Origin of the sequence: Ochrobactrum sp. BTU2 (assembly GCF_024539785.1) — a bacterium.
Classification (GTDB): domain Bacteria; phylum Pseudomonadota; class Alphaproteobacteria; order Rhizobiales; family Rhizobiaceae; genus Brucella; species Brucella anthropi.
In genome coordinates, this window is the sequence record NZ_JAHWRG010000001.1 from 1 (window position 1) to 20146 (window position 20146).

The following is a 20146-nucleotide window of genomic DNA, read 5'->3' on the forward strand; positions in this document are numbered from 1 at the left end:
GTACGCCGCAAAAGCATGAAAATGGCTGCAATCGAGCTCGGCGTAACAACCTCAGCTATCAGTCATCGTATGAAAAATCGAGTGTGTCCGGAAGCCTGGCTCCCAATGCCCACTAAGTGAGGGACTTATTCATATTGATACCCGTCACATGAAATCCCGTTGCATCATAAACATGCCTGGCACGCGCGTTGTCAGCGGACTGTTTCGTGCTGGCGATATGTCCGGTGCAGATCGCTGAGCCTGTCTTGGTGCCCGGATTTATGCCGCTCGAGCTCACTCGAATACCGGCCTATACGTGAAAGAAACTTTCAACTGCATCTTTATCGGGAACAAAATGGCTTCAGATTCATTTAGTTCGAGCGTTTGTCTGGGAATCACCGGATGATTTGCTGTGTCCAGGTTTCCGGTCGTCACAAATCGGGAGTTTGGGGGCATATCGGTTTTCAACGATTGGAGTTCATTATGGGGATTTTCGATAAGATCAAGAACGCCATTTGGGGCGAGGCACAAGCGGCAACTCCTGAGGCGGAAACGGCTGCACAGCCTGCTCCGACACCGACCGCTTCCTCTACTGCCGCCGCTCCGGCGCCATCTGCATCCGCACCCGCTGCCGCTGTCGACGTAGGCGCCATTCTGGACGCTGCCGTTGCCAAAAGCGGCCAGAAGCTCAACTGGAAGACTTCGATCGTCGATCTGATGAAGGCTCTTGGCCTCGACAGCAGTCTGGAGCACCGCAAGCAACTTGCCAAGGAGCTGGGCTATACCGGCGACACAGGCGATTCCGCGACCATGAATGTCTGGCTGCACAAGCAGGTTATCCAGAAACTCAAGGATAATGGCGGTAAAGTTCCCGCCGGATTGTAATCAGGAGGGTTCCCGATGGGAAGCGCAGGAATTGGCTGGATTGCGGCGATCATCATAGGCGGCCTGGCCGGCTGGATTGCCTCCAATTTCATGAACAGCAATACCGGGATATTCATGAATGTCATTCTCGGTATCATCGGCGCAGCCGTAGCGAGTTTTATTTTCGGATTTCTCGGTGTTTCGTTCGGCGGCTGGCTGGGCTATCTGATTGCGGGCTTTATCGGTGCCTGCATATTGATATGGCTGGGCCGATTGGTAAGCTAGCAGAAAGGCGCCGTAAGGCGCCTTTTTCTTTTGGTGCGTTATTTTCTTGCCCTATGCTGGGCGAGAAAAATACGGTCGTCGCGATTGGAACAAATGATTGCGAAGATGACCGCCAGAGCTGCGCCCAGAAACGTATCGAGGATACGTTCGGAAATCATACCATTGTGGGACACTCCGGGCATTGCCAGATAGGTCATCAAAAGCGCCATCGGAGTTACCAGAATCTGCCCCAGCGCATAATTGCTGCCAATAATGACCTCGGTAGCGAATTGCAGTCCGGCCAGGATTGCAATGACGGACCAGAGACTGGGGCCTTGCGCAAGCACCAGCCATGTAATCAAGGCGCCCAGAAGCGTGCCTGCCATGCGTTGCAAGGCTCGGTTCATGCTGATGTGCAGATGCGCGCCCTGCATCACGGCGACAGCGCCCATGGCTGCCCAGGCTGGGTGGATGGCGCCGAGAGCATAAGCGGTCAGCGCGGCAATTGCGGCACCAAGCGAAATCCGACCGGCGGCAATAAGCCGGTGAACTGTCGGACGTGACGGCTCGGATGGAAATGGCTTTTCCGGCGATGCCTGATGACGAAACTTCTCGGTCAGGGCACAGATCAGGCAAGCGAGAGCCGAGACGATTGCTGTCGCGGCGGTACGCTGAAACACAACGTGCAGCGACGCGACCGGCGTCATGGAGGCACCGGCTGCGAAGATGAATATGAGCGCGCCGGGTGGTCCGAATTTACCGGTAACGGTTATGAAAGAGAATATGCCCGCAGAAAGTGCCAGCAGCAAAAGCTGGCCGGGCAAGGGCAGGCCAACCCATGTGGCGAGCGACATGAAAAACACCGCGAGTGTCTGGCAGATCGCGCACAGGAGGACGATCCATTCGCGTTTTGCCTCCGGAGCAAACCGGCCGAACAATGCGACGAGCGAGCCAAGCGAGGCAAAGCCGATCAGATGCGACCACGAGGACAGGCTGACCAGCGGAAGCGCGATGGCAACCGTGGCGGCAGCCTGAAGCCCGGCAAGCGATGAGTTTCGGAGCGATGGCTGGCCAGCAAGGGCGATGCTTTCTCGAAACTGCTGAGGCTTCAAAAGGTTATAGGCGGCGTGGCGCCGTCCTGAAAGAGATCGGTCCGCTTTCATTATTCTCGGTCCTGCTCGCGATCGGATTGCATCAGCGTCAGTCGGTGCTCAATGCTGTCAAAGCTGCGAAGCATGATTGCAATGTCATTGTCTGACAGATCGGCGAGCATTTCTTGCTCGCCCTTTGCCAGCTCCTGATGAATTTCGGCGACCCGCTTTTCCCCTTGCACTGTCAGATGAACCAGCCTTGCACGACTATCCCTTTCATCGACGCGGCGCTCCGCCAGGCCTTGCCGACATAAAATGTCGAGGAGGCGTACGAGACTGGACCCATCTATGCCGACCAGGGCAGCCAGTTCCTTCTGCGTCAGGCCGCCGCCGGTCTGGTGAAGGTGGACAAGGGGAACCCAGGTCGCATCAGTCAGCCCGGCTTGGGCAAGGTGGATGTCGAGCGCACGTCGCCAGCGCCGTGCCAGCAGTGAAAAGCGAATACCGAATTGAGAGCGGGGAGTGTCTGAAATCATGAGGTCATTAAGACGCAATATAGTTTGAATTGCAAATCAAATTATATTGCGGAATGCGAATGACAGTTGCCGGAACGGGATTAGCCGCTCCGACTTATGGCCTGTCTCTATTGCGGTAAGCGAGCGATGACTTTGATTTCAAAGTCGAAACCGGCGAGCCAGTTGACGCCGATAGCAGTCCAATTGGGGAAAGGTGGGGCGCTGAAAATTCGGTCCTTGACCTGCAGGACGGCCTCGAACTGGTTTTCAGGATCGGTATGAAAAGAGGTTATATCAACAATGTCATCGAAAGTGGCGCCGGCTGCCTTCAGTGTCGCTTCAAGATTATCGAACGCGAGTTGAACCTGCTTTGCGAAGTCGGGTTCGGGCGTGCCGTCGCTGCGGCTTCCAACCTGACCGGAGACAAACAGCAGGTCGCCCGAGCGGATAGCGGCGGAATAACGATGCTTGTCATAAAGGGCACTGCGGTCGGCGGGAAAAATTGTTTCTCTTCTGGTCATTTTCGTTTTCCTTTTTGATGCTGAGGCCTGCGTTATCGGAAGATTTTTGTATCTGCGGCTTCACAAACAACCGGGATATTTGATATACGTCACGTATACTAAATAGTCATATACGATCCGTATGTCAATTAATATACGGTGCGTATATCAAAAAAAGGTGTGACGATGGCCATGAACCTGCGCATCAAGGCGATGGAAGAAAACCGGGTGAAGCTGATAGCGGCAGCCCGGAAGGCTTTTGCGGAAAAGGGTTATGCCGCCGCCTCTATGGATGAACTGACAGCGGAAGTCGGGCTGACACGTGGTGCGCTCTACCATAATTTTGGAGACAAGCGCGGGCTGCTGGCGGCTGTGGTCAGCCAGATGGATGGCGAAATGGCCGAACGTGCTCAAGAGATTGCTGCGCGGGCGGATAATCTGTGGGAGGGGCTTTTGGCGGAAGGGGTTGCCTATATCGAGGCGGCACTCGATCCTGATATCCAGCGCATCGTGCTGCTTGATGGACCGGCGTTTCTCGGCGATCCGTCACAATGGCCGAGCCAGAACAGTTGTCTGCAGGCGTCCCGGCAAAAGATTGCTCTTTTGATAGAGCAAGGCGTGCTGAAACCGGTCGACCCGGAAGCCGCCGCACGGTTGCTCAACGGGGCAGCATTGAATGCGGCGCTCTGGATTGCCGCCTGTGACGATCCGAAAGCGGTTCTTTCGAAGGCGATTGATGCCTTTCGAGCGCTTGCAACCGGCCTGCTTGCAAAACCGGTTTAGATATCAGGTAGTCTGGATCGCAATCCGGTTGCCTTCGCTGTCCCTGATCTCCGCGACAAAGCCGTTTCCAACCGATGTTTTCGGTAACAGCATTTCGCTGCCCTCTTGCACGGCCTTGGTGATGACGGTGTCCACATTGTCGACGTTGAAATAGATAATCGCGCCATGCACGGTTGGAATATAGACGTCGCCTTCGGCAAGCGCGGCACTCGCGCCATCCTTGCCTTCTTCAAAAGGGAAATAGGCCATTCTGTTTCCGTGTATCGTAACGACGTCACCAAAAGTCACTCCGAACACTGCGGAGTAGAATCGCATAGCCCTTTCAAGATCAGCTACCGGTATTTCCACATGGGCGATCAGGTTCATTCTTGCTCCGTTCTATCTAACCACATGGAATGTAAGCCATAATCAGTTCGGCTGCCACATCGCGGATGGAATTTGAATCCGGTTGACGGAGATGCGTTAATTGTTCAGTTTTTATTGACTCGGTATATTAGTGAAACATAACAAACGGATCCTGACACGGAGACCATATGGCGACTGAAGGACTTGGACAGACACTCGGGCCTGCGGTGGTTCTGCTTGCCGCTGGCGTTATGGCGGTGCCGTTGTTTCGGAAACTGGGTCTCGGTTCTGTGCTGGGATATTTCGCTGCCGGTGCCCTGGTGGGGCCTTCGGTCTTCGGCTTCTTCACTGACCCCGCAACGATCCTGCATTTTTCCGAACTCGGCGTCGTCATGTTCCTGTTCGTCATCGGACTTGAAATGCGCCCTGGCAAGCTCTGGACGATGCGGCAGCAGATATTCGGTCTCGGTCTTGCACAGGTTCTTGGCTGTATCGCCCTTCTGACAGGGGCGGGGGTTCTTCTGGGCCTTTCTCCGATAACGGCCTTGATCGCGGGGGCTGGCTTCGTGCTGTCTTCCACAGCGGTCATCATGTCGATGCTGCAGGAGCGAGGCGAAATAGCCACGCCCGACGGCCAGAAGGCCGTTTCCATTCTCCTGCTCGAAGATTTGATGATCGTTCCGCTGCTGGCGCTCGTTGCTTTCCTTTCGCCTTCCCAGCATGAATCCGGCGGAATCCTGGGCATTGCGACGGCCATTGGCGCCATTTTGCTGCTGATTGCTGTCGGTCGCTGGCTGCTTGATCCGTTCTTCTCCTTGCTGGCGCGTGCGAGGGCGCGCGAGGTTTTGACGGCTGGCGCACTGATCGTTGTGCTCGGGGCTGCCCTGCTGATGGAAGCGAGCGGTCTTTCCATGGCGATGGGCGCTTTCCTGGCCGGGGTCATGCTGTCCGGTTCCAGTTACCGGCACCAGATCGAAAGTGACATCGAGCCGTTCAAGGGGCTCCTGATGGGGCTGTTCTTTCTGGCTGTCGGCATGTCGCTTGATCTCGGCGTGGTTGCTTCGGACTGGCCCACGGTCCTCATCTTCCTCATTGCCTATGTGATTACCAAGGCAATCGGCATCTATGCCGTCGCCCGAATTTTCGGCTCCAGCCATCGTTCGGCGCTCGAACGGACGTTGCTCTTCGCGCAGGGCGGAGAATTCGCCTTCGTGCTCTACACGTCGGCATTCGGTAACGGGTTGCTTTCAGCACGCGACAATGCGCTGTTTTCGACTGTCATCATTCTGTCGATGGCCGTGACACCGTTCGTGCTGCTTCTGGGTTCCCGACTTTTGCGCGAGGAAGCGCCTTCTCTCGAAGGCGTTGAAACCGCTCATAATCTCAAAGGTCGGGTGTTGATGATCGGCTTCGGGCGTTTTGGACAAATCGCGGCGCAATTGCTTCTTGCCCAGAGATCGGATGTTTCGATTATCGAAGCCGATCCCAACCGTATCCGTGAAGCCGGGCGGTTCGGTTTCAAGATATTTTATGGCGATGGATCACGTCTCGATATCCTGCATCATTCAGGTGCGGACGAAGCGGAAGTCATCATGATCTGCGTGGATGACCGAAAGACGGCCAATCGCATCGTGGAACTGGTCAAGTCTCATTTCCCGGCAGCAAAGATCATGGTGCGCTCCTACGACCGCACGCATTCCATCGAGTTGTTGAAAGCAGGTGTGGATTTTGAACTGCGCGAAACGTTCGAATCTGCACTGCTTTTCGGAAAGGAAGCGCTTTGCGAGCTTGGTCTGGATGAGAGTCTCGCAGAGGATACGCTACGCGATATTCGCATGCGCGATGCTGAACGGCTGACGGCACAGGTGCAGGGCGATATTTATTCGGGGGCCGATCGGCTGCTCACCGGCGTTCCTGTTCCTGAACCGCTGACGCCGCCCGGCAAGGTTACGAAGCTTGCCGGGGACGAAGGTTCAAACTGAACAATATGGATGGGGCGCGGAGCTAGTCCCGCAGCGCCATCTGAAGCTCGGCATGACGTCCCAGCCTCTGCATCAATTCGGTAAACTGGGGGGTGCGTTCAATCTGGCGTCCGTAATGTCTGCGCAACGCAGCGGTCAGTTCGCCTCTGCGTCCAAGCTGCTCGTCGGCAAAGCCGATCATCTGGGAGTTCGGCCATGCCTGCGGGCGAATGGCGACAAGGCGGGTGAAAAGGCTTTCTGCCGTCTCGTCCGGATTGGCCTGTGCCATAAGCGAAACCATTGCCGCCGTCGAGCGCGACACGCCCATATGGCAATGGACCAGCAGATGGCTCGGCGCTTGCGGGTTCTGTGCCGCCTGGAATTCCGAGCCGAACTGCAGGATCGCATTCACATGGTCGGGCGTTGGCATTGTGTGGTTGTCGGCTGCGTTGATGATGTCGTGAAAACGCAGCGTTACACGATGGTGTTGCTCGAAAGTCTGAAACGCATCCAGTTCCGGAAGGTCCGGATCAACCAGCGAAAGAACATGGGTGACTTTGCGCGTCCGCTGATCGGGCAGTTCCTGAATTCCACACACAGTCAGTTGCGGGGCGAAATGCACAGTCATGCCAGTCTCCTTGAATTTCAGTTATGCTGTTCAGTTTGCATTGACGAATGGTGATACATCGGCGGGACGACATTTTCATGGCTGCTATCAGTCCCTTGGAAGCTGTCGTCTGGCCCATTCTCTTTCCGGAATTGCCCTGCCGATATTGTAGCTGAAAGAGCCAATCACCATTGTTTCCGCATCGACCTTGCATGTGAAGTCGATAGCATACCACTTGCGCTGGCTGCGAAAGGCGCCGTCGCTGACGGTCAGGCCGGTTGTCGAAACGGAGCCGCCTTCACGCGCAAGCATATCCGGAAAAGCACCGGCTTTATGACGGCGCACCTGTTCAAGGGCTTCGATGCCGCAAATCTGGATGATCCGGTCCTTCGGCGCGAGCTTTCCCAGCGCCTGTTTCACACGAGGATCGGACATGGCGTCCTTCGAATAGATTTCACGCGCTCGCGTCAGTTTCTTGGCAGGCGTCGCCGGTTTGGGAGCATCGGCTTTTTGCTTCGGTGCTGTTTGAGTTTTTTCCGCGGCGGCCTGACCGGATTCAGATGGTTTCTCCGCTTGAAGAAGCTGTTCGGAAGGCTGGCCCGCCGTCACAGAAGGTTTTTCTTCCGCCTTGTCAGCATCCGTTGTGGCTGCAGTCTCGGAGGGTTCGTCAGGCTTCTGTATTTCTTCAGGCGCTGCGGGCGGCAGGTCCTGCTCTGGCGGTGACTTCACGTCTTGCTTCGCCGAGGCAGATTCGAATGCCTGTGGCTGCGGTGGAGGGGCGGCCTGTTCCGGCGTCTTTGGTGTTTGCTGCTGAGGCTTCTTTTCAGGGGGCGGTGGTTGAACCAGCTCCACATTGACGCTTTGTTCCGAAGCCGGCGAAGGGAGTGCCGGAAGGCGGACCAGAAACAGAGTTGCCAGCACCAGATGCAGGACCACTGAGGCTGGCAAGCCCCAACCGGCCTCTTGCAAAACTCTTCTGGTGAACTGCAACATGGATCCAACGATCAGGGACTCGAAAGCTTTAATCTAGAGCGCATCCTGAAAAGTGTGAAACGGTTTTCGGGTAAGATGCGCGTCAAAATAAACAGTCAGAGACCGACATTCGGCCGGTCGATCACCTCACGCAGCGCAAAACTGGAATTGATCTTCACGACATGCGGAAGAGCCGAGAGCCAGTCGCGATGGATGCGCTCGTAATCCTCAAGATCACGCGCCGCAACGCGCAGAATATAATCATATTCCCCCGACATCAGATAACAGACAAGTACGTTGGGACAACGCTTCACTGCAGCCTCGAATTCGGCCAGCGTCTTGGCGAACTGTCCGGAGAGTGAGATATGGACAATTGCAATCATCCGGTATTCGAGCGCCTTCTGGGACAGGCGGGCATGATAACCGGCGATTACATCGCTTTTTTCCAGAATGTCGAGGCGACGCGAACAGGCTGAAGGCGACAATCCAACCTTCTCCGCAAGTTCTGCATTGGTGATGCGCGCATTGGCCTGCAATGTCCTGAGAATTGCAAGATCGATAGGATCAAGATTGCTCATTCGAAGAACCTTCGAAAAAGAGGGTCATCTGCACAATAATTCACTAAGAAACCTGCGCAGGCAAATCTTCTTTGCAAGGACATTGCAAGCCGCAGATGTTCTCATTTTCGGATCGACAACGACCCACGGCAAGTGGGCAAAAAATGAGAGGAACGCTTATGCGTGTCGGCTGCCCGAAGGAAATCAAGAACCATGAATATCGTGTCGGACTGACCCCCGCCGCGGTTCGTGAATATGTGGCCCATGGCCACGAAGTCTGGATTGAAACAAAGGCAGGTGCCGGTATCGGTGCCGATGATGCCAGCTACATCGCCGCTGGTGCGAAAATTGCCGCTTCTGCAAAAGACATTTTTGAGAAGTGCGACATGATCGTGAAGGTCAAGGAGCCACAGCCCTCCGAATGGGCGCAGCTTCGCGAAGGCCAGCTTCTCTACACTTATCTCCATCTCGCCCCCGACCCGGAACAGACCAAGGGCCTGCTCGCCTCCGGCGTGACGGCAATTGCCTATGAAACCGTAACGGATGATCGCGGTGGGTTGCCGCTGCTCGCCCCGATGTCGGAAGTGGCGGGCCGTCTGTCGATACAGGCCGGTGCGACGGCGCTCCAGAAAGCCAATGGCGGCCTCGGTATTCTGCTGGGTGGCGTGCCCGGCGTGTTGCCGGCAAAAGTCACGATCATCGGCGGTGGCGTCGTCGGGCTTCATGCGGCCAGAATGGCAGTGGGGCTTGGCGCCGACGTGTCCATTCTGGATCGCTCGCTGCCGCGTCTGCGCCAGCTCGACGATATATTTAGCGGTCGCGTTCATACCCGCTATTCCAGCATTCAGGCGCTTGAAGATGAAGTCTTCTCTGCCGATCTCGTCATCGGCGCCGTGCTGATCCCCGGTGCTGCAGCGCCGAAACTCGTCACCCACGAAATGCTCTCGGGCATGAAGAAGGGGGCAGTTATCGTCGATGTGGCTATCGATCAGGGCGGCTGTTTCGAGACATCCCATGCAACGACACATTCCGATCCCACTTACGAAGTGGACGGGATCGTCCATTACTGCGTGGCCAATATGCCGGGTGCTGTTCCGGTGACCTCGGCGCACGCCCTCAACAATGCCACCCTTCATTACGGTCTGGCGCTTGCTGACCGTGGTTTGAGGGCAATTGCCGAGGACAAGCACCTGCGCAATGGCCTGAACGTTCACAAAGGGCGCATCACCAACAAACCGGTTGCGGAAGCGCTTGGTTATGAAGCTTTTGCGCCTGAAAGCGTTCTGAACGTGGCGTGAGGCTTTATAGGAACAGCGATGAAAAGGGACTGCGATGGCGCTTTGTGCCATCGCAGTAACAAGTAGTCCACTAATATTCCGGTGCGTCGGTCTTGCGTGGAACGGGAAAAAGCTGGATTAGGCTTTGATCTATATCCTGGCAGGAAAATCCCGTGCAGTTTAAATTTTCGCGATCGGCATTGTGTTTCACGCTGATGCTTCTGGCGCTACTTGCTCTGCTCGCGACAATGGGGGCAGGATTGGGCTGGATCAGAAGCTTCATCGGGGATGTGATCGCCGTCATCTTTGTCTATGCGGTGCTCAGAACTTTTATTGACGGAAACCGCCTGCTGCTGGCTTTGATCGCGTTTCTGACCGGAATGGCGGTGGAATATGGTCAGTATCTTGCAAAGCAGTTCGATATCGTGATCGGAAACCCGGCCCTGCGTATTATTCTCGGAGCGACGCCGGATTGGCTGGACGTTCTGGCCTATGCGATCGGTGCCGGAATTGTCGTCGTGTATCTGCTGGCGCGACGTCAGGTTAAAGCGTCAAACTAATTTATAGAAATTGTTGCACGACCTTGTTTTGAACAAGATGTGCACCTATATGGCTGTCATAGGCATTGCTTAAGAGCGCTGGAACGCGTCTGTCGCTCGCAATAGCCTTCATCGCTTGATGCTTTTGACCACGGATGTACTGGCACTGGTAGGAAAGCGATGATCAGGAAGGTCGGTGCGTTTTCGCCCCGGCCTTTTTTGTTGTCTGCAGTTTCACGAGAATGAAGCAAAACGGCCTGCTGAAATCCTCAAGCAGGCCGTTTGGCTAGAAATTAAGCAGCCAGTGCTTCGTCTTCCGAGGTCGGGACTTCAGAAATCGTCTTCAGAACCTGCGAAGCGATCTGGTATGGGCAGCCCTGCGAGTTTGGGCGGCGATCTTCCAGATAACCGCGATATCCATCTCTGACGAATGCGTGTGGAACGCGGATCGAAGCGCCACGGTCGGCAACGCCGTAGGAGAACTTGTTCCATGGTGCGGTTTCATGCTTGCCGGTCAGGCGCATGTGGTTGTCCGGGCCGTAAACGTCGATATGGTCCTGCAGGTTCTTGTCGAACTGAGCCATGAGCGCTTCGAAATAGTCCTTGCCGCCCACTTCACGCATATACTTGGTCGAGAAGTTGCAGTGCATGCCCGAGCCGTTCCAATCGGTATCGCCGAGCGGCTTGCAATGGAATTCGATATCGATTTCATACTGTTCGCAGAGGCGAAGCAGGAGATAACGGGCCATCCAGATCTGGTCGGCGGCGTTCTTGGAGCCCTTGCCGAAAATCTGGAATTCCCACTGGCCCTTGGCCACTTCAGCATTGATGCCTTCGTGATTGATACCGGCATCGAGGCAGAGATCGAGATGTTCCTCAACGATCTTGCGGGCGATGGAGCCGACATTCTTGTAGCCGACGCCGGTGTAATATGGACCCTGCGGGGCAGGGAAGCCCTGTTCCGGGAAGCCGAGCGGACGGCCATCCTTGTAGAAGAAGTATTCCTGCTCGAAACCGAACCATGCATCATCGTCTTCGAGGACGGTTGCACGGCTGTTGGATGGATGCGGCGTGATGCCATCCGGCATCATGACTTCACACATTACGAGAACGCCGTTCTTGCGCGCCGGATCGGGATAGATCGCGACCGGCTTCAAGACGCAATCCGAGCTGCGGCCTTCGGCCTGCATCGTCGATGAGCCGTCGAAACCCCAGAGCGGCAGTTGCTCAAGTGTCGGAAAAGCATCGAATTCCTTGATCTGCGTCTTGCCGCGCAGTCCGGCAGCAGGGGTGCATCCATCGAGCCAAATGTATTCGAGCTTGTACTTGGTCATCGCTAGTCTCTCTGTCATCCTCGGTTGATCGATCACCACAAGTCATGCGGTGTCGCGCGGCTCGGTGTTCGATTTAATAGAAGCAAGGACCGTGCCAGTTTCAAATTTGACGCATTTCCACGGTGACACAGGCGCAAGCGATAAAGCGGGCAAAATTTACACAACGGAAAGCGGAGAATGTCTGCTCAAAAAACAGGCAACAGATTAGAATTTCATCACGCCTGAAATACCGGGTGCGTCATCCCTGTCTTGACACCTGTCATTCAAGCCCAGAACCCCCTGAAATTCAAAGGCATAAAGCAAAATCGAACAGGCGGACAGAATAAGTCGTTGGACGCTCCGGCCACCATTCTTCACCTTACCTTCAAACAAAAGGGGAGTGACTGATGGCACGTTCGATCAACAGAAAATCGGCTTTTCTGGCAAGTTTAGCGTTGAGTGTTTCGGCAATGACTGTTTTCGCAGCCAATGCTGCTGAAATCACGGTGATGGGTTATCGCGGTGCATTCCAGGATAATTACGTCAAGGCCGTCATCGAACCATTCCAGAAGGAACATCCCGACATCAAGGTCACCTATTACGGTGTGCAGAATGCAGCGACATCGCTCGGCAACATGCGCGCCCAGAAGTCCTCTCCCCAGACGGATGTGGTCATCTATGACCTTTCGGTCGCCAAGATCGCCGATGAGGAAGGGCTGGTCGAGAAGCTCGATCCGGCATCGCTCAAAAATTATGCGGATGTCGCCGACCTTGGCAAGGAACTCGCAGGCGCTGCAATTCCGATCACATATGACACGCTTTCGCTTCTTTATAACAACGATGCATTTGCGCAAGGTGCACCGGATAGCTGGGAAGCGCTCTGGGACAAGCAGCAAAGCGGCAAGGTTATCATCCCGGCACAGGGCGGCGGCGATATTCAAGCCATCCTGCTTACGATCATCGCGAACCGTCTCGCTGGTGAAGACGACTATACGAAGACTGTGAAGCCGGGCGTTGACAAGCTGGTGGAGCTGGCGCCTGCCGTGCAGACGTGGGAACCGAAGCCCGATGCCTATACGCTGGTTGCAAACGGCACCGCAACCTTGTCCATCGGCTATAATGCCCGCGCCCAGTTCTACTTCGACCAGACCGGCGGAAAGCTTCAGTCGGTCGGCCCGAAGGAAGGCACGGCTGCGCAAGTGAATGTCATCAGTGCGATTGCCAACGGCAAAAATATGGATGCAACCAAGACATTCATCGACTATGCGATAAGCCCCGAGACGCAGGCCCGGTTCGCCGAGATCATGTTCTATGCGCCATCGAACATGAAAGCGGACGTGAACGACGAAACGAAGAAGCGCATTCCGTACATGGATGCGGCCCAACGCGAAAAGCTCATTCCGGTCAACTGGATGACCATTGGCGATATGCGCGACAAGCTGCTCAATCCCTGGCGTCGCCAGATCATTCCGGCTGGTCGTTAAAACTCTACCTCACCCTGAAATTCACGCTTCCGCCCCGTTTCTCCGGGGCGGCAACGACCCCTCACAGGTTTCGATATGGTAGCAGAAAGCTCATTTCTACAGTTGAAGGCCCTCACCAAGCTTTACGGTAACAACTACCGGGCAGTGGACGATCTTCATCTCGATCTGCCGCGCGGAAAACTGCTTGGCCTCCTCGGTCCATCCGGTTGCGGCAAGACGACGACTTTGCGCATGATTGCAGGTCTCGCCTCGATCTCGGACGGCAACATCCTGATTGATGGCAACGATATTTCGCACAGGCCGCCCCATCAGCGCGATATCGGTCTGGTTTTCCAGAACTACGCCCTGTTCCCACACATGACCGTGGCCGAAAATGTCGCTTTCGGTCTCGATATGCGTAAGGTCGGCAAGGCCGAAGCAAAGAAGCGCGTTGAGGAAGCACTCGAAATGGTGCGGCTTCCCGGCTACGGTTCGCGCAAGCCCAAGGAGATGTCCGGTGGTCAGCAGCAGCGCGTGGCGCTGGCGCGCGCGCTGGTCATCCGTCCGCGCATTCTTCTGCTGGATGAGCCCCTGTCCAATCTGGATGCGAAGCTGCGCGACGACATGCGGATCGAAATCCGCGAGATTCAGAAGCGCCTCGACATCACGACGGTTTTCGTCACGCATGATCAGGTCGAAGCACTCACAATGTGCGACGTCGTCGGCGTGATGGATAGCGGCAAGCTGGCACAGCTCGGTTCGCCGGAAGAAATCTATGAGAAGCCATCCTCCCTGTTTGTGGCCAAATTTGTCGGACGCGCCAATGTCCACAATTGCGAGATCGTTGACGAAAATGTCTGCCGTCTGGGCAGCGGCACCTATCGCTGCAACACGCATAGAAAGTCACGCGGGTCAGGGCAAATCGCCATTCGTCCGCATCGCATCAATCTCACACCCAACCGCGATCGCAATCTTGTCAGTGTCGTAACCAACAGCGCCCACGGCGTGGTCGAGCGCACGACCTATATCGGTGACATCGTTCAATATGACATCGAGATTGAGGGCGCCTGCCTGAAAGTAGAAGTGCCAACCGCCAGTGCAGGACATGCATTCCATACCGGCGACCGGCTGTTATGCGAATGGAAACCGGAAGACATGCTGGTTTTCGGGAGCTGATGTCATGACAGCGATCACATCGACCGACATCATCCCGGCAAAGTCATCAAGGCGCAGACGCTACAGCCTCGTCGCCGTTGCGCTTCTTCTGCCGATGGCCTTGATCAATCTCATTGCCTTCATTGCGCCGGTTGCCCACCTGGCGCAGATATCCTTCCTGCAGAGCGAGAGCGGCGGTGTCCTGACAGACCGCTATACGTTCGAGAATTATATCAATTTCTTCACCGACAGTTTCAATTGGGGTCTGGTGTTCAACTCGCTCTGGCTGAGCGCGTTCATCACGCTGGCAACGCTTATCTGTGCCTATCCGATTGCGCTTTTCCTGCACCGTGTTTCGCCGGTCTGGCGCAACTTCCTTTTCGTGGTGACGGTCTCGCCGCTGCTCGTCAGCAGCGTGGTGCGCACCTATGGCTGGATGGTGCTTCTCGGCGATCAGGGACTTGTCAATGGAGCCTTGATGAACCTCGGCATCATTTCCTCCCCCATCAGGCTCGTCAACAATACGCTCGGCGTATTCATCGGGATGGTGGAAATCCTGATCCCTTACATGGCGCTGTCGCTGATTGCCGGTTTCGGGCGCCTGAATGCCTCGCTTGAGGAGGCTGCGGCATCCCTCGGCGCCAATGCCTTCACGCGGTTTCGCCGGATCATCCTGCCACTCACCTTGCCGGGCATCGCACTCGGCTGCCTGCTTTGCTTCGTGCTGGCAATCAGCTCCTTCATCACACCGAAATTGCTTGGTGGCGGGCGCGTATTCCTGCTGGCGACGGAAATCTACGATCAGGCTGTGATCCAGCTTGAATGGCCGCGAGCCGCCGCAACCTCCGTCATTGTCCTGATCATCTTCGGTCTCGCCTTGATGGTCTATTCCCGCATCGCACGTCGCATCGACTGATTGGCAAAGGAGAAACGAGATGATTGGTTCAACTTCATTGCCATTCCGCCTTCTGGTCGGCCTGCTCTATCTGTTCCTGCTGGCCCCCATTCTGGTCGTCGTGCCGCTATCGTTTAGCAACGACAACTATCTCACCTTTCCGCCGCAGAGCTGGGGTGTGCGGTGGTATGCGGAAATGCTGCATCATGAAACGCTCATTCAGGCGTTCTGGATCAGCCTCGGCATTGCATCGGTCGTCACCGTCCTGTCGCTTCTGGCAGGTATCCCGGCCGCCTATGCCATCCGCCGTTATCAGTTCCGTGGACGCGAAGCGGTGCTGAACCTCTTTACCGCGCCGCTGCTTCTGCCTTCCATCGTGCTTGGCCTCGCCATTCTGCTGGTCTTCGTGCGGCTGGAACTGCTCGGCACGTTCACCGGTCTGGTGATCGCCCATCTGATCGTGACGACCCCTTACGTCATCCGCATCATGATAACGGCGTTCTCGACACTGCCGCCATCGGTTGAAGAGGCGGCCACGATGCTGGGTGCGTCACCGTTCACCGTTTTTCGTCGCATCACCCTGCCGTTGATGATGCCGGGTCTGGTGGCAAGTGCCGCACTGTCCTTCCTTCTGTCCTTCGATGAGGTGGTGATCTCGCTCTTCATCACCGGACCGCGCATGACGACGCTGCCGGTGGAAATCTTCAACTATGTCGAAAGCCGCACCGACCCGATGACCGCTTCCATCTCGGTCGTGCTGATCGCGGCCACGTTGCTCATCATCTTCGTCATCGAACGCACACTCGGATTGTCACGCACAATCGGCAAATAACCTCCCAACTGAAAGTGACTGCAAGCATGGAAAATATCGCCCTCTGGATGTCGCAACCGCATTTCAGCTATCTCGAAATTGCCCGGACCTGCGGCTTCTCATCCTTCGTGCTGGAACTCGAACACGGAACCTTCGACCTGTCGACGCTGGACCAGTTTCTGGCTTTCACCAAGGCGCAAGGTCTCTCCACCCTGACGAAGGTGCTGGCACCGACGCCAGAAGCCATTCAGCAGGCGCTGGACTTCGGATCGGATGGCGTCATCGTTCCGCATATTCTCGGCGTGGAACATGCGCATCAGGTTACGAAGGCTGCAAAATATCCGCTGGTCGGCACGCGCTCTTATACGGGTGGCCGCATTTTCGGCTATGCCCGCCCGGCGACCGATGCCTTCGAAAAAGAGAACAGGCGCACCAAATGCTTCGCCATGATCGAGACGGCGGAAAGTCTTGCCGACGTCGAGAAGATTATCGCGCTCGATACGGTTGACGGCTTGTTTCCCGGCCCTTCGGATCTGGCGCTTGCGCGTGGTCGGGGAGCCTACGCTTTCAATGATGACGACAAGGCCGATCTGCGCCGCTGTGCGACGGCTGCACGCGCTGCCGGGAAGCCATGGATCATGCCCGCCTGGACTGAAGCCGAACGGCGCTTCGCACAGGAAGAGGGCGCCGCGATGCTGGTCGTCGCCACCCAGAACATGACGCTTCGCCAGGGCATGGTTTCGACTGTGAACATGTTGAAAAGCGAAGCCCTGGTTGCCTGACTGAACTGAATACCCACTCATTCGCTGGAGGAAGAAATGAAGATTAGCCTGATCCAAACGAGCCCGCAGACCGACAAGGCAGAAAACCTGCGTATTACGCGGGGATTGATGGAAGATGCCGTGCGTACGGATTCTCCGGACCTGATCGTGCTGCCCGAATATTTCGAATATTACGGCGGTACTCCGGAAGAAAAACTTGCGGCAGCCGAGAGCGTTCCCGGTGGTCCTGCCTACAAGATGGCGCAGGACTTTGCTCGCGAGCACAAGGTCTTCGTCCATGCCGGAACCTTGATGGAAAAGGTTCCAAACGAAAAGCGGATCTACAATTCCACCTTCGTCTTCAATCGCGAAGGCAAGGAGATTGCGCATTATCGCAAGATCCATATGTTCGACATCGTCGGGCCGGACGGGACGGCCTATAAGGAATCCGCAACCGTCAAGCCGGGCGAGAATGTTGTCGTCTATGACCTTGACGGGTTCAAGGTCGGCTGCGCGATCTGCTACGACATCCGCTTTGCCGAACTTTATCTGGAGCTGGAAAAGGCCGGTGCCGATGTCATCGTGCTTCCCGCCGCATTCACGCTGCAAACCGGCAAGGACCACTGGGAAGTGCTGGCGCGTGCCCGTGCCATCGAAACCCAGACCTATTTTGCCGCCTGCGGCCAGACCGGCAGCACGGTTTCGAATGGCGAACGGCGTCATACCTATGGTCACTCGCTCGTCTGCGATCCGTGGGGCCACGTTGTGGCGCGCGCGTCTGACGGCGTCGGCTTCGTGACGGCGCGCATCGAGCGCGCGCAGATCGAACGTGTGCGTTCGCTCATCCCCATGATCAGCCATCGCCGTATCGGCAAGCAGTTGCAAGCCTGCGCATAGGAGGCCTCATATGTATACGATCAATCCCATGCCGGAGCAGGTTGCTGCCGGTGACCTCCAGCTTCTGTCGGGGGTCGAGACAGCCACTGTCGGACACTGGCGCTTCTTCGGTTTCATGCACCGTTCCATCCAGCCGCTCCTCCCGAAGCGCCGTGTGGTCGGTACTGCCGTCACCATCGCCATACCGGGTCCGGATTCCACCCTGCTTCACCACGTAACCGGAATGCTTCGCCCCGGCGATATTCTGGTGGTGGATCGGATGGGCGACGACCGCTATGCGTGCTGGGGCGGCGGTGTGACCATCGCTGCGAAGGCCTCGGGTGCGGTCGCTGGCATCGTGGATGGCCCGTGCACGGACCTGACGGAAATCGAGGATTCCGATTTTCCGATGTGGGCGAGGGGTATCTCGCCCATCACCACCCGGCTCTATGATCTGGGCGGTGGCATCAACATTCCGGTCTCTTGCGGCGGTGTGGTTGTCAATCCCGGTGATGCCATTCTGGCCGATGAGAGCGGGGTTCTGGTCCTGCCGCGGGACGAAGTGAACGCGGTTGCCTCGCGCGCGCTCGATATACAGGACAAGGGCAAGGTGCGTGAGGCTTCGGTGAAAACCGGCCTCAAGCTCGGTGACGTGTCTGGCGCCACCAAGAAAATTCTCGCCCACGCGGGAAGCTGATCCGATACGGGCCGGTTTCGGCCGGCCCTGATCATTTGTGGGATGGAATATGACTATTTGCTTATTTTCATCCCGCAAGTGTCTTAGAAGGAAAGGACGAATCTGATTGCCCGCAGCGCGATAAGGGACTTCAAGAAACGCAGGCGCGCGGGTGATTGAAATGGGAAGGGACATGCCCGTCCATGAATATCCGTTTTCTGGAAACGGTGATCTGGTTGTCGGAACTGCGTAATTTCCGGGCGACGGCGGCTCGCCTCAATATGACCCCGGCGGCGATATCCAATCGTATCGGCGCGATGGAGCAGGAACTGGGGTTCCGGCTCTTCGACCGCGATGCCCGCGACGTCAATCTGACGGCGGAAGGCGAAGCCTTTGTCGAGGGCGCGCGCGATGTCGTACGCCGTTATCATGATCTGGTGGAAAGTCTGAGTCCGCAAAACGGGCTTGAAGGCACGCTGAAGATTGGCATCGTTCCGAGCCTCGCCATGACCATATTGCCGGGCATTCTCGATATCGTCCGCCAGCGCTACCCGCAGATACGCATCTCGATCACGACCTCATCATCGAAGGGGATCGTGCAGAAGCTGGAGCAGCGGGAACTCGACATCGTTTTCGCCATCAAGCCCGAGCCTACGCCCAACCTGCGCATCGTCGACATATGCACTTTCGGCATGTTCTGGATATCGCGCAGCAATCAGTTTCCGGGCGGGGCTGAAGACATGCTGTCACGCGATGACCTGCTTGGCTGCAATCTCATTTCCTATGAGAGCGGTTCCTATAATTATCAGCAGATCATCAATTATTTCACGGAAGAGCGCCTGAAAGACGCGACCGTTCATTATTCCAATTCGCTCACCACAACGATCAACATGATTTCGGCTGGTGTCGGGATTTCCGTGATTCCGCCGGTGGTGATCCAGAAAGAGCTTCGGACGGGTGAGCTGCAGGTGCTGAATACCAATGCCGTTTTCCCGGCGACGAGCTATAGCGCTATTTATCTCGAAAGCGCAGCGACGCGCCTGATCACGCTTGTGGCCAATATCGCCCGTGAAGCCGGGCGCAATTTCAGCGGCAATTTCAGTGATAGTCTGGCCTATCAGGATTAGCGCGCAGCTTTCCGTTCAGGCTGGTTTCAGGCTCTGCGTGGGCATATCCCCGCAATAAATGCTGATGATCTCTTCGGCGACCAGACGCTGCAACTCCCAGAGGTTGCGGTCGCGGATGCCTTTTTCTTCCAGATGCTTGACGGTGAGATAGAGATATTCGGCGCAGGAGCCCATATGCCCGCAGGCGCGCGCAAGCAATTGTGCCACGGAGGTCAGGGGCATGTTGTCCGAAAGCCTGTCTCCACGCGGTCCGGCCCAGAAAACGAGTGCACGTATTGGCCCATCCTCGGTGTCGATCGAAACCCAGCGGATGGAATAGGCATCGTCAATCGAACTGATTTCGCGCCGGATCATTCGACGCAATTGTCCAAGGCGGTCCTCATCGGACAGCCGGAAAGCAATACCCTTGCAGCTGCCGCCCGGTCGCAGCGCCAGCATAAGGCCCGGCTGGGCCATCGTTGCGCGCCAGCGGGTCAGCCGAAGGCAGAATGAACGGTGCCAGCCGCTCGCCGTTCCGGCGCGCGAGTCCACCGCCTCGAAATCTGGCTTCCAGATCAGGGAGCCATAGGCGAAAACCCAGAGCGGGCTGTCTCCTGCTTCGTGAAAGAGCTGTTCCGCCAGTTCAGCGACCTCATTGTCGGTGATCGGTGCCCGGCTCGGATCAGGACCGCGATCAACCTCAAGCCGAAGGCTCAGCGAAACGAGCTCCTCGGTCAAAGCCATACGGGACAGATCGGCAGAAGGCGCGGCGTATTCAGGCTGATCGTAATTCTGGGTCATTCTTTCACGGCAAAGCATGTTCATGGATGCGTCGC

At 56.4% G+C, this 20146-nt stretch carries 23 protein-coding genes; 14 read left to right on the plus strand and 9 right to left on the minus strand.

What is annotated here, in order from left to right:
- Positions 1-462 precede the first annotated feature (462 nt).
- The gene (locus KWJ32_RS00005; RefSeq protein ID WP_094515511.1) at positions 463-864 is read left to right on the plus strand and encodes a DUF3597 domain-containing protein; all 402 of its coding nucleotides are present in this window, start codon (positions 463-465) and stop codon (positions 862-864) included.
- Positions 865-879: 15 nt separating this feature from the next.
- The gene (locus KWJ32_RS00010) at positions 880-1128 is read left to right on the plus strand and encodes a GlsB/YeaQ/YmgE family stress response membrane protein (RefSeq protein WP_010659353.1); all 249 of its coding nucleotides are present in this window, start codon (positions 880-882) and stop codon (positions 1126-1128) included.
- Between the two features lie 38 nt (positions 1129-1166).
- Here KWJ32_RS00010 and KWJ32_RS00015 read toward each other — a convergent pair whose 3' ends face one another.
- From KWJ32_RS00015 to KWJ32_RS00025, 3 genes are all read right to left on the minus strand, one after another.
- Positions 1167-2270: an FUSC family protein gene (locus tag KWJ32_RS00015; protein ID WP_151610414.1), complete on the minus strand. Its 1104-nt coding sequence runs from the start codon at positions 2268-2270 to the stop codon at positions 1167-1169.
- Positions 2270-2734 carry a MarR family transcriptional regulator gene (locus tag KWJ32_RS00020; protein WP_094515510.1) on the minus strand — a complete coding sequence of 155 codons (465 nt, stop codon included), beginning with the start codon at positions 2732-2734 and terminating at the stop codon, positions 2270-2272. The genes KWJ32_RS00015 and KWJ32_RS00020 overlap by 1 nt, the downstream gene beginning before the upstream one ends.
- A gap of 107 nt (positions 2735-2841) precedes the next feature.
- Entirely contained in the window at positions 2842-3234 is a 393-nt protein-coding gene (locus KWJ32_RS00025; RefSeq protein ID WP_029929969.1) for a RidA family protein, read from the minus strand.
- A 165-nt stretch (positions 3235-3399) separates the two neighbouring features.
- Between KWJ32_RS00025 and KWJ32_RS00030 the strand changes: the two genes are divergently transcribed.
- On the plus strand, positions 3400-3996 hold the full coding sequence (locus tag KWJ32_RS00030) for a TetR/AcrR family transcriptional regulator (protein ID WP_125335859.1): 597 nt from the start codon (positions 3400-3402) through the stop codon (positions 3994-3996).
- A gap of 3 nt (positions 3997-3999) precedes the next feature.
- On the opposite strand, the gene KWJ32_RS00035 is transcribed toward KWJ32_RS00030, so the two are convergent.
- Complete coding sequence (locus KWJ32_RS00035) at positions 4000-4362, minus strand: VOC family protein (protein ID WP_151610413.1); 363 nt, start codon at positions 4360-4362, stop codon at positions 4000-4002.
- 167 nt (positions 4363-4529) lie between these two features.
- Between KWJ32_RS00035 and KWJ32_RS00040 the strand changes: the two genes are divergently transcribed.
- Positions 4530-6323, plus strand: coding sequence for a monovalent cation:proton antiporter-2 (CPA2) family protein (locus KWJ32_RS00040; RefSeq protein ID WP_151610412.1), 1794 nt, complete (start codon positions 4530-4532; stop codon positions 6321-6323).
- Between the two features lie 22 nt (positions 6324-6345).
- Here KWJ32_RS00040 and KWJ32_RS00045 read toward each other — a convergent pair whose 3' ends face one another.
- The 3 genes from KWJ32_RS00045 to KWJ32_RS00055 all read right to left on the minus strand — a co-directional run bounded on the left by KWJ32_RS00045 (position 6346) and on the right by KWJ32_RS00055 (position 8459).
- Positions 6346-6930 carry a protein-tyrosine-phosphatase gene (locus KWJ32_RS00045; protein WP_125335864.1) on the minus strand — a complete coding sequence of 195 codons (585 nt, stop codon included), beginning with the start codon at positions 6928-6930 and terminating at the stop codon, positions 6346-6348.
- An 87-nt stretch (positions 6931-7017) separates the two neighbouring features.
- Positions 7018-7857 carry a DUF930 domain-containing protein gene (locus KWJ32_RS00050; RefSeq protein ID WP_256885944.1) on the minus strand — a complete coding sequence of 280 codons (840 nt, stop codon included), beginning with the start codon at positions 7855-7857 and terminating at the stop codon, positions 7018-7020.
- Between the two features lie 140 nt (positions 7858-7997).
- Positions 7998-8459 carry an Lrp/AsnC family transcriptional regulator gene (locus tag KWJ32_RS00055; protein ID WP_010659344.1) on the minus strand — a complete coding sequence of 154 codons (462 nt, stop codon included), beginning with the start codon at positions 8457-8459 and terminating at the stop codon, positions 7998-8000.
- A gap of 158 nt (positions 8460-8617) precedes the next feature.
- Here KWJ32_RS00055 and ald point away from each other — a divergent pair, with 158 nt between their 5' ends.
- Together ald and KWJ32_RS00065 are read left to right on the plus strand one after the other, a co-directional pair.
- Complete coding sequence (ald, locus tag KWJ32_RS00060; protein WP_010659343.1) at positions 8618-9736, plus strand: alanine dehydrogenase; 1119 nt, start codon at positions 8618-8620, stop codon at positions 9734-9736.
- Positions 9737-9888: 152 nt separating this feature from the next.
- Complete coding sequence (locus KWJ32_RS00065) at positions 9889-10275, plus strand: DUF2809 domain-containing protein (RefSeq protein ID WP_125335865.1); 387 nt, start codon at positions 9889-9891, stop codon at positions 10273-10275.
- Between the two features lie 272 nt (positions 10276-10547).
- Here KWJ32_RS00065 and KWJ32_RS00070 read toward each other — a convergent pair whose 3' ends face one another.
- Positions 10548-11588: a glutamine synthetase beta-grasp domain-containing protein gene (locus tag KWJ32_RS00070; protein WP_010659341.1), complete on the minus strand. Its 1041-nt coding sequence runs from the start codon at positions 11586-11588 to the stop codon at positions 10548-10550.
- A 386-nt stretch (positions 11589-11974) separates the two neighbouring features.
- Here KWJ32_RS00070 and KWJ32_RS00075 point away from each other — a divergent pair, with 386 nt between their 5' ends.
- The 8 genes from KWJ32_RS00075 (at position 11975) to KWJ32_RS00110 (ending at position 19331) form a co-directional block, all read left to right on the plus strand.
- Positions 11975-13051, plus strand: a complete 1077-nt coding sequence (locus KWJ32_RS00075; protein ID WP_151610410.1) for an extracellular solute-binding protein — start codon at positions 11975-11977, stop codon at positions 13049-13051.
- A gap of 75 nt (positions 13052-13126) precedes the next feature.
- Positions 13127-14206, plus strand: coding sequence for an ABC transporter ATP-binding protein (locus KWJ32_RS00080; RefSeq protein ID WP_151610409.1), 1080 nt, complete (start codon positions 13127-13129; stop codon positions 14204-14206).
- 4 nt (positions 14207-14210) lie between these two features.
- Positions 14211-15101: an ABC transporter permease gene (locus tag KWJ32_RS00085; RefSeq protein WP_010659338.1), complete on the plus strand. Its 891-nt coding sequence runs from the start codon at positions 14211-14213 to the stop codon at positions 15099-15101.
- Between the two features lie 19 nt (positions 15102-15120).
- The gene (locus tag KWJ32_RS00090) at positions 15121-15912 is read left to right on the plus strand and encodes an ABC transporter permease (protein WP_006470062.1); all 792 of its coding nucleotides are present in this window, start codon (positions 15121-15123) and stop codon (positions 15910-15912) included.
- Positions 15913-15938: 26 nt separating this feature from the next.
- A complete protein-coding gene (locus KWJ32_RS00095; protein ID WP_125335867.1) occupies positions 15939-16673 on the plus strand; it encodes an aldolase/citrate lyase family protein in 735 nt (244 codons plus the stop codon).
- Positions 16674-16709: 36 nt separating this feature from the next.
- Positions 16710-17549: a carbon-nitrogen hydrolase family protein gene (locus KWJ32_RS00100; protein WP_151610408.1), complete on the plus strand. Its 840-nt coding sequence runs from the start codon at positions 16710-16712 to the stop codon at positions 17547-17549.
- Positions 17550-17559: 10 nt separating this feature from the next.
- Positions 17560-18225 (plus strand): RraA family protein, encoded by a 666-nt coding sequence (locus KWJ32_RS00105; RefSeq protein WP_010659335.1) that lies wholly within the window; start codon positions 17560-17562, stop codon positions 18223-18225.
- 182 nt (positions 18226-18407) lie between these two features.
- Entirely contained in the window at positions 18408-19331 is a 924-nt protein-coding gene (locus KWJ32_RS00110; RefSeq protein WP_010659334.1) for a LysR family transcriptional regulator, read from the plus strand.
- A 15-nt stretch (positions 19332-19346) separates the two neighbouring features.
- Here KWJ32_RS00110 and KWJ32_RS00115 read toward each other — a convergent pair whose 3' ends face one another.
- Entirely contained in the window at positions 19347-20111 is a 765-nt protein-coding gene (locus tag KWJ32_RS00115; RefSeq protein ID WP_235906886.1) for a gamma-glutamylcyclotransferase, read from the minus strand.
- Positions 20112-20146 lie beyond the last annotated feature (35 nt).

Coding starts and splice junctions, on each gene's coding strand:
- KWJ32_RS00005 (WP_094515511.1), top strand. CDS start 463: ATGGGGATTTTCGATAAGATCAAGAACGCCATTTGGGGCGAGGCACAA.
- KWJ32_RS00010 (WP_010659353.1), top strand. CDS start 880: ATGGGAAGCGCAGGAATTGGCTGGATTGCGGCGATCATCATAGGCGGC.
- KWJ32_RS00015 (WP_151610414.1), bottom strand. CDS start 2,270: ATGAAAGCGGACCGATCTCTTTCAGGACGGCGCCACGCCGCCTATAAC.
- KWJ32_RS00020 (WP_094515510.1), bottom strand. CDS start 2,734: ATGATTTCAGACACTCCCCGCTCTCAATTCGGTATTCGCTTTTCACTG.
- KWJ32_RS00025 (WP_029929969.1), bottom strand. CDS start 3,234: ATGACCAGAAGAGAAACAATTTTTCCCGCCGACCGCAGTGCCCTTTAT.
- KWJ32_RS00030 (WP_125335859.1), top strand. CDS start 3,400: ATGGCCATGAACCTGCGCATCAAGGCGATGGAAGAAAACCGGGTGAAG.
- KWJ32_RS00035 (WP_151610413.1), bottom strand. CDS start 4,362: ATGAACCTGATCGCCCATGTGGAAATACCGGTAGCTGATCTTGAAAGG.
- KWJ32_RS00040 (WP_151610412.1), top strand. CDS start 4,530: ATGGCGACTGAAGGACTTGGACAGACACTCGGGCCTGCGGTGGTTCTG.
- KWJ32_RS00045 (WP_125335864.1), bottom strand. CDS start 6,930: ATGACTGTGCATTTCGCCCCGCAACTGACTGTGTGTGGAATTCAGGAA.
- KWJ32_RS00055 (WP_010659344.1), bottom strand. CDS start 8,459: ATGAGCAATCTTGATCCTATCGATCTTGCAATTCTCAGGACATTGCAG.
- ald (WP_010659343.1), top strand. CDS start 8,618: ATGCGTGTCGGCTGCCCGAAGGAAATCAAGAACCATGAATATCGTGTC.
- KWJ32_RS00070 (WP_010659341.1), bottom strand. CDS start 11,588: ATGACCAAGTACAAGCTCGAATACATTTGGCTCGATGGATGCACCCCT.
- KWJ32_RS00075 (WP_151610410.1), top strand. CDS start 11,975: ATGGCACGTTCGATCAACAGAAAATCGGCTTTTCTGGCAAGTTTAGCG.
- KWJ32_RS00080 (WP_151610409.1), top strand. CDS start 13,127: ATGGTAGCAGAAAGCTCATTTCTACAGTTGAAGGCCCTCACCAAGCTT.
- KWJ32_RS00085 (WP_010659338.1), top strand. CDS start 14,211: ATGACAGCGATCACATCGACCGACATCATCCCGGCAAAGTCATCAAGG.
- KWJ32_RS00090 (WP_006470062.1), top strand. CDS start 15,121: ATGATTGGTTCAACTTCATTGCCATTCCGCCTTCTGGTCGGCCTGCTC.
- KWJ32_RS00095 (WP_125335867.1), top strand. CDS start 15,939: ATGGAAAATATCGCCCTCTGGATGTCGCAACCGCATTTCAGCTATCTC.
- KWJ32_RS00100 (WP_151610408.1), top strand. CDS start 16,710: ATGAAGATTAGCCTGATCCAAACGAGCCCGCAGACCGACAAGGCAGAA.
- KWJ32_RS00105 (WP_010659335.1), top strand. CDS start 17,560: ATGTATACGATCAATCCCATGCCGGAGCAGGTTGCTGCCGGTGACCTC.
- KWJ32_RS00110 (WP_010659334.1), top strand. CDS start 18,408: ATGAATATCCGTTTTCTGGAAACGGTGATCTGGTTGTCGGAACTGCGT.
- KWJ32_RS00115 (WP_235906886.1), bottom strand. CDS start 20,111: ATGACCCAGAATTACGATCAGCCTGAATACGCCGCGCCTTCTGCCGAT.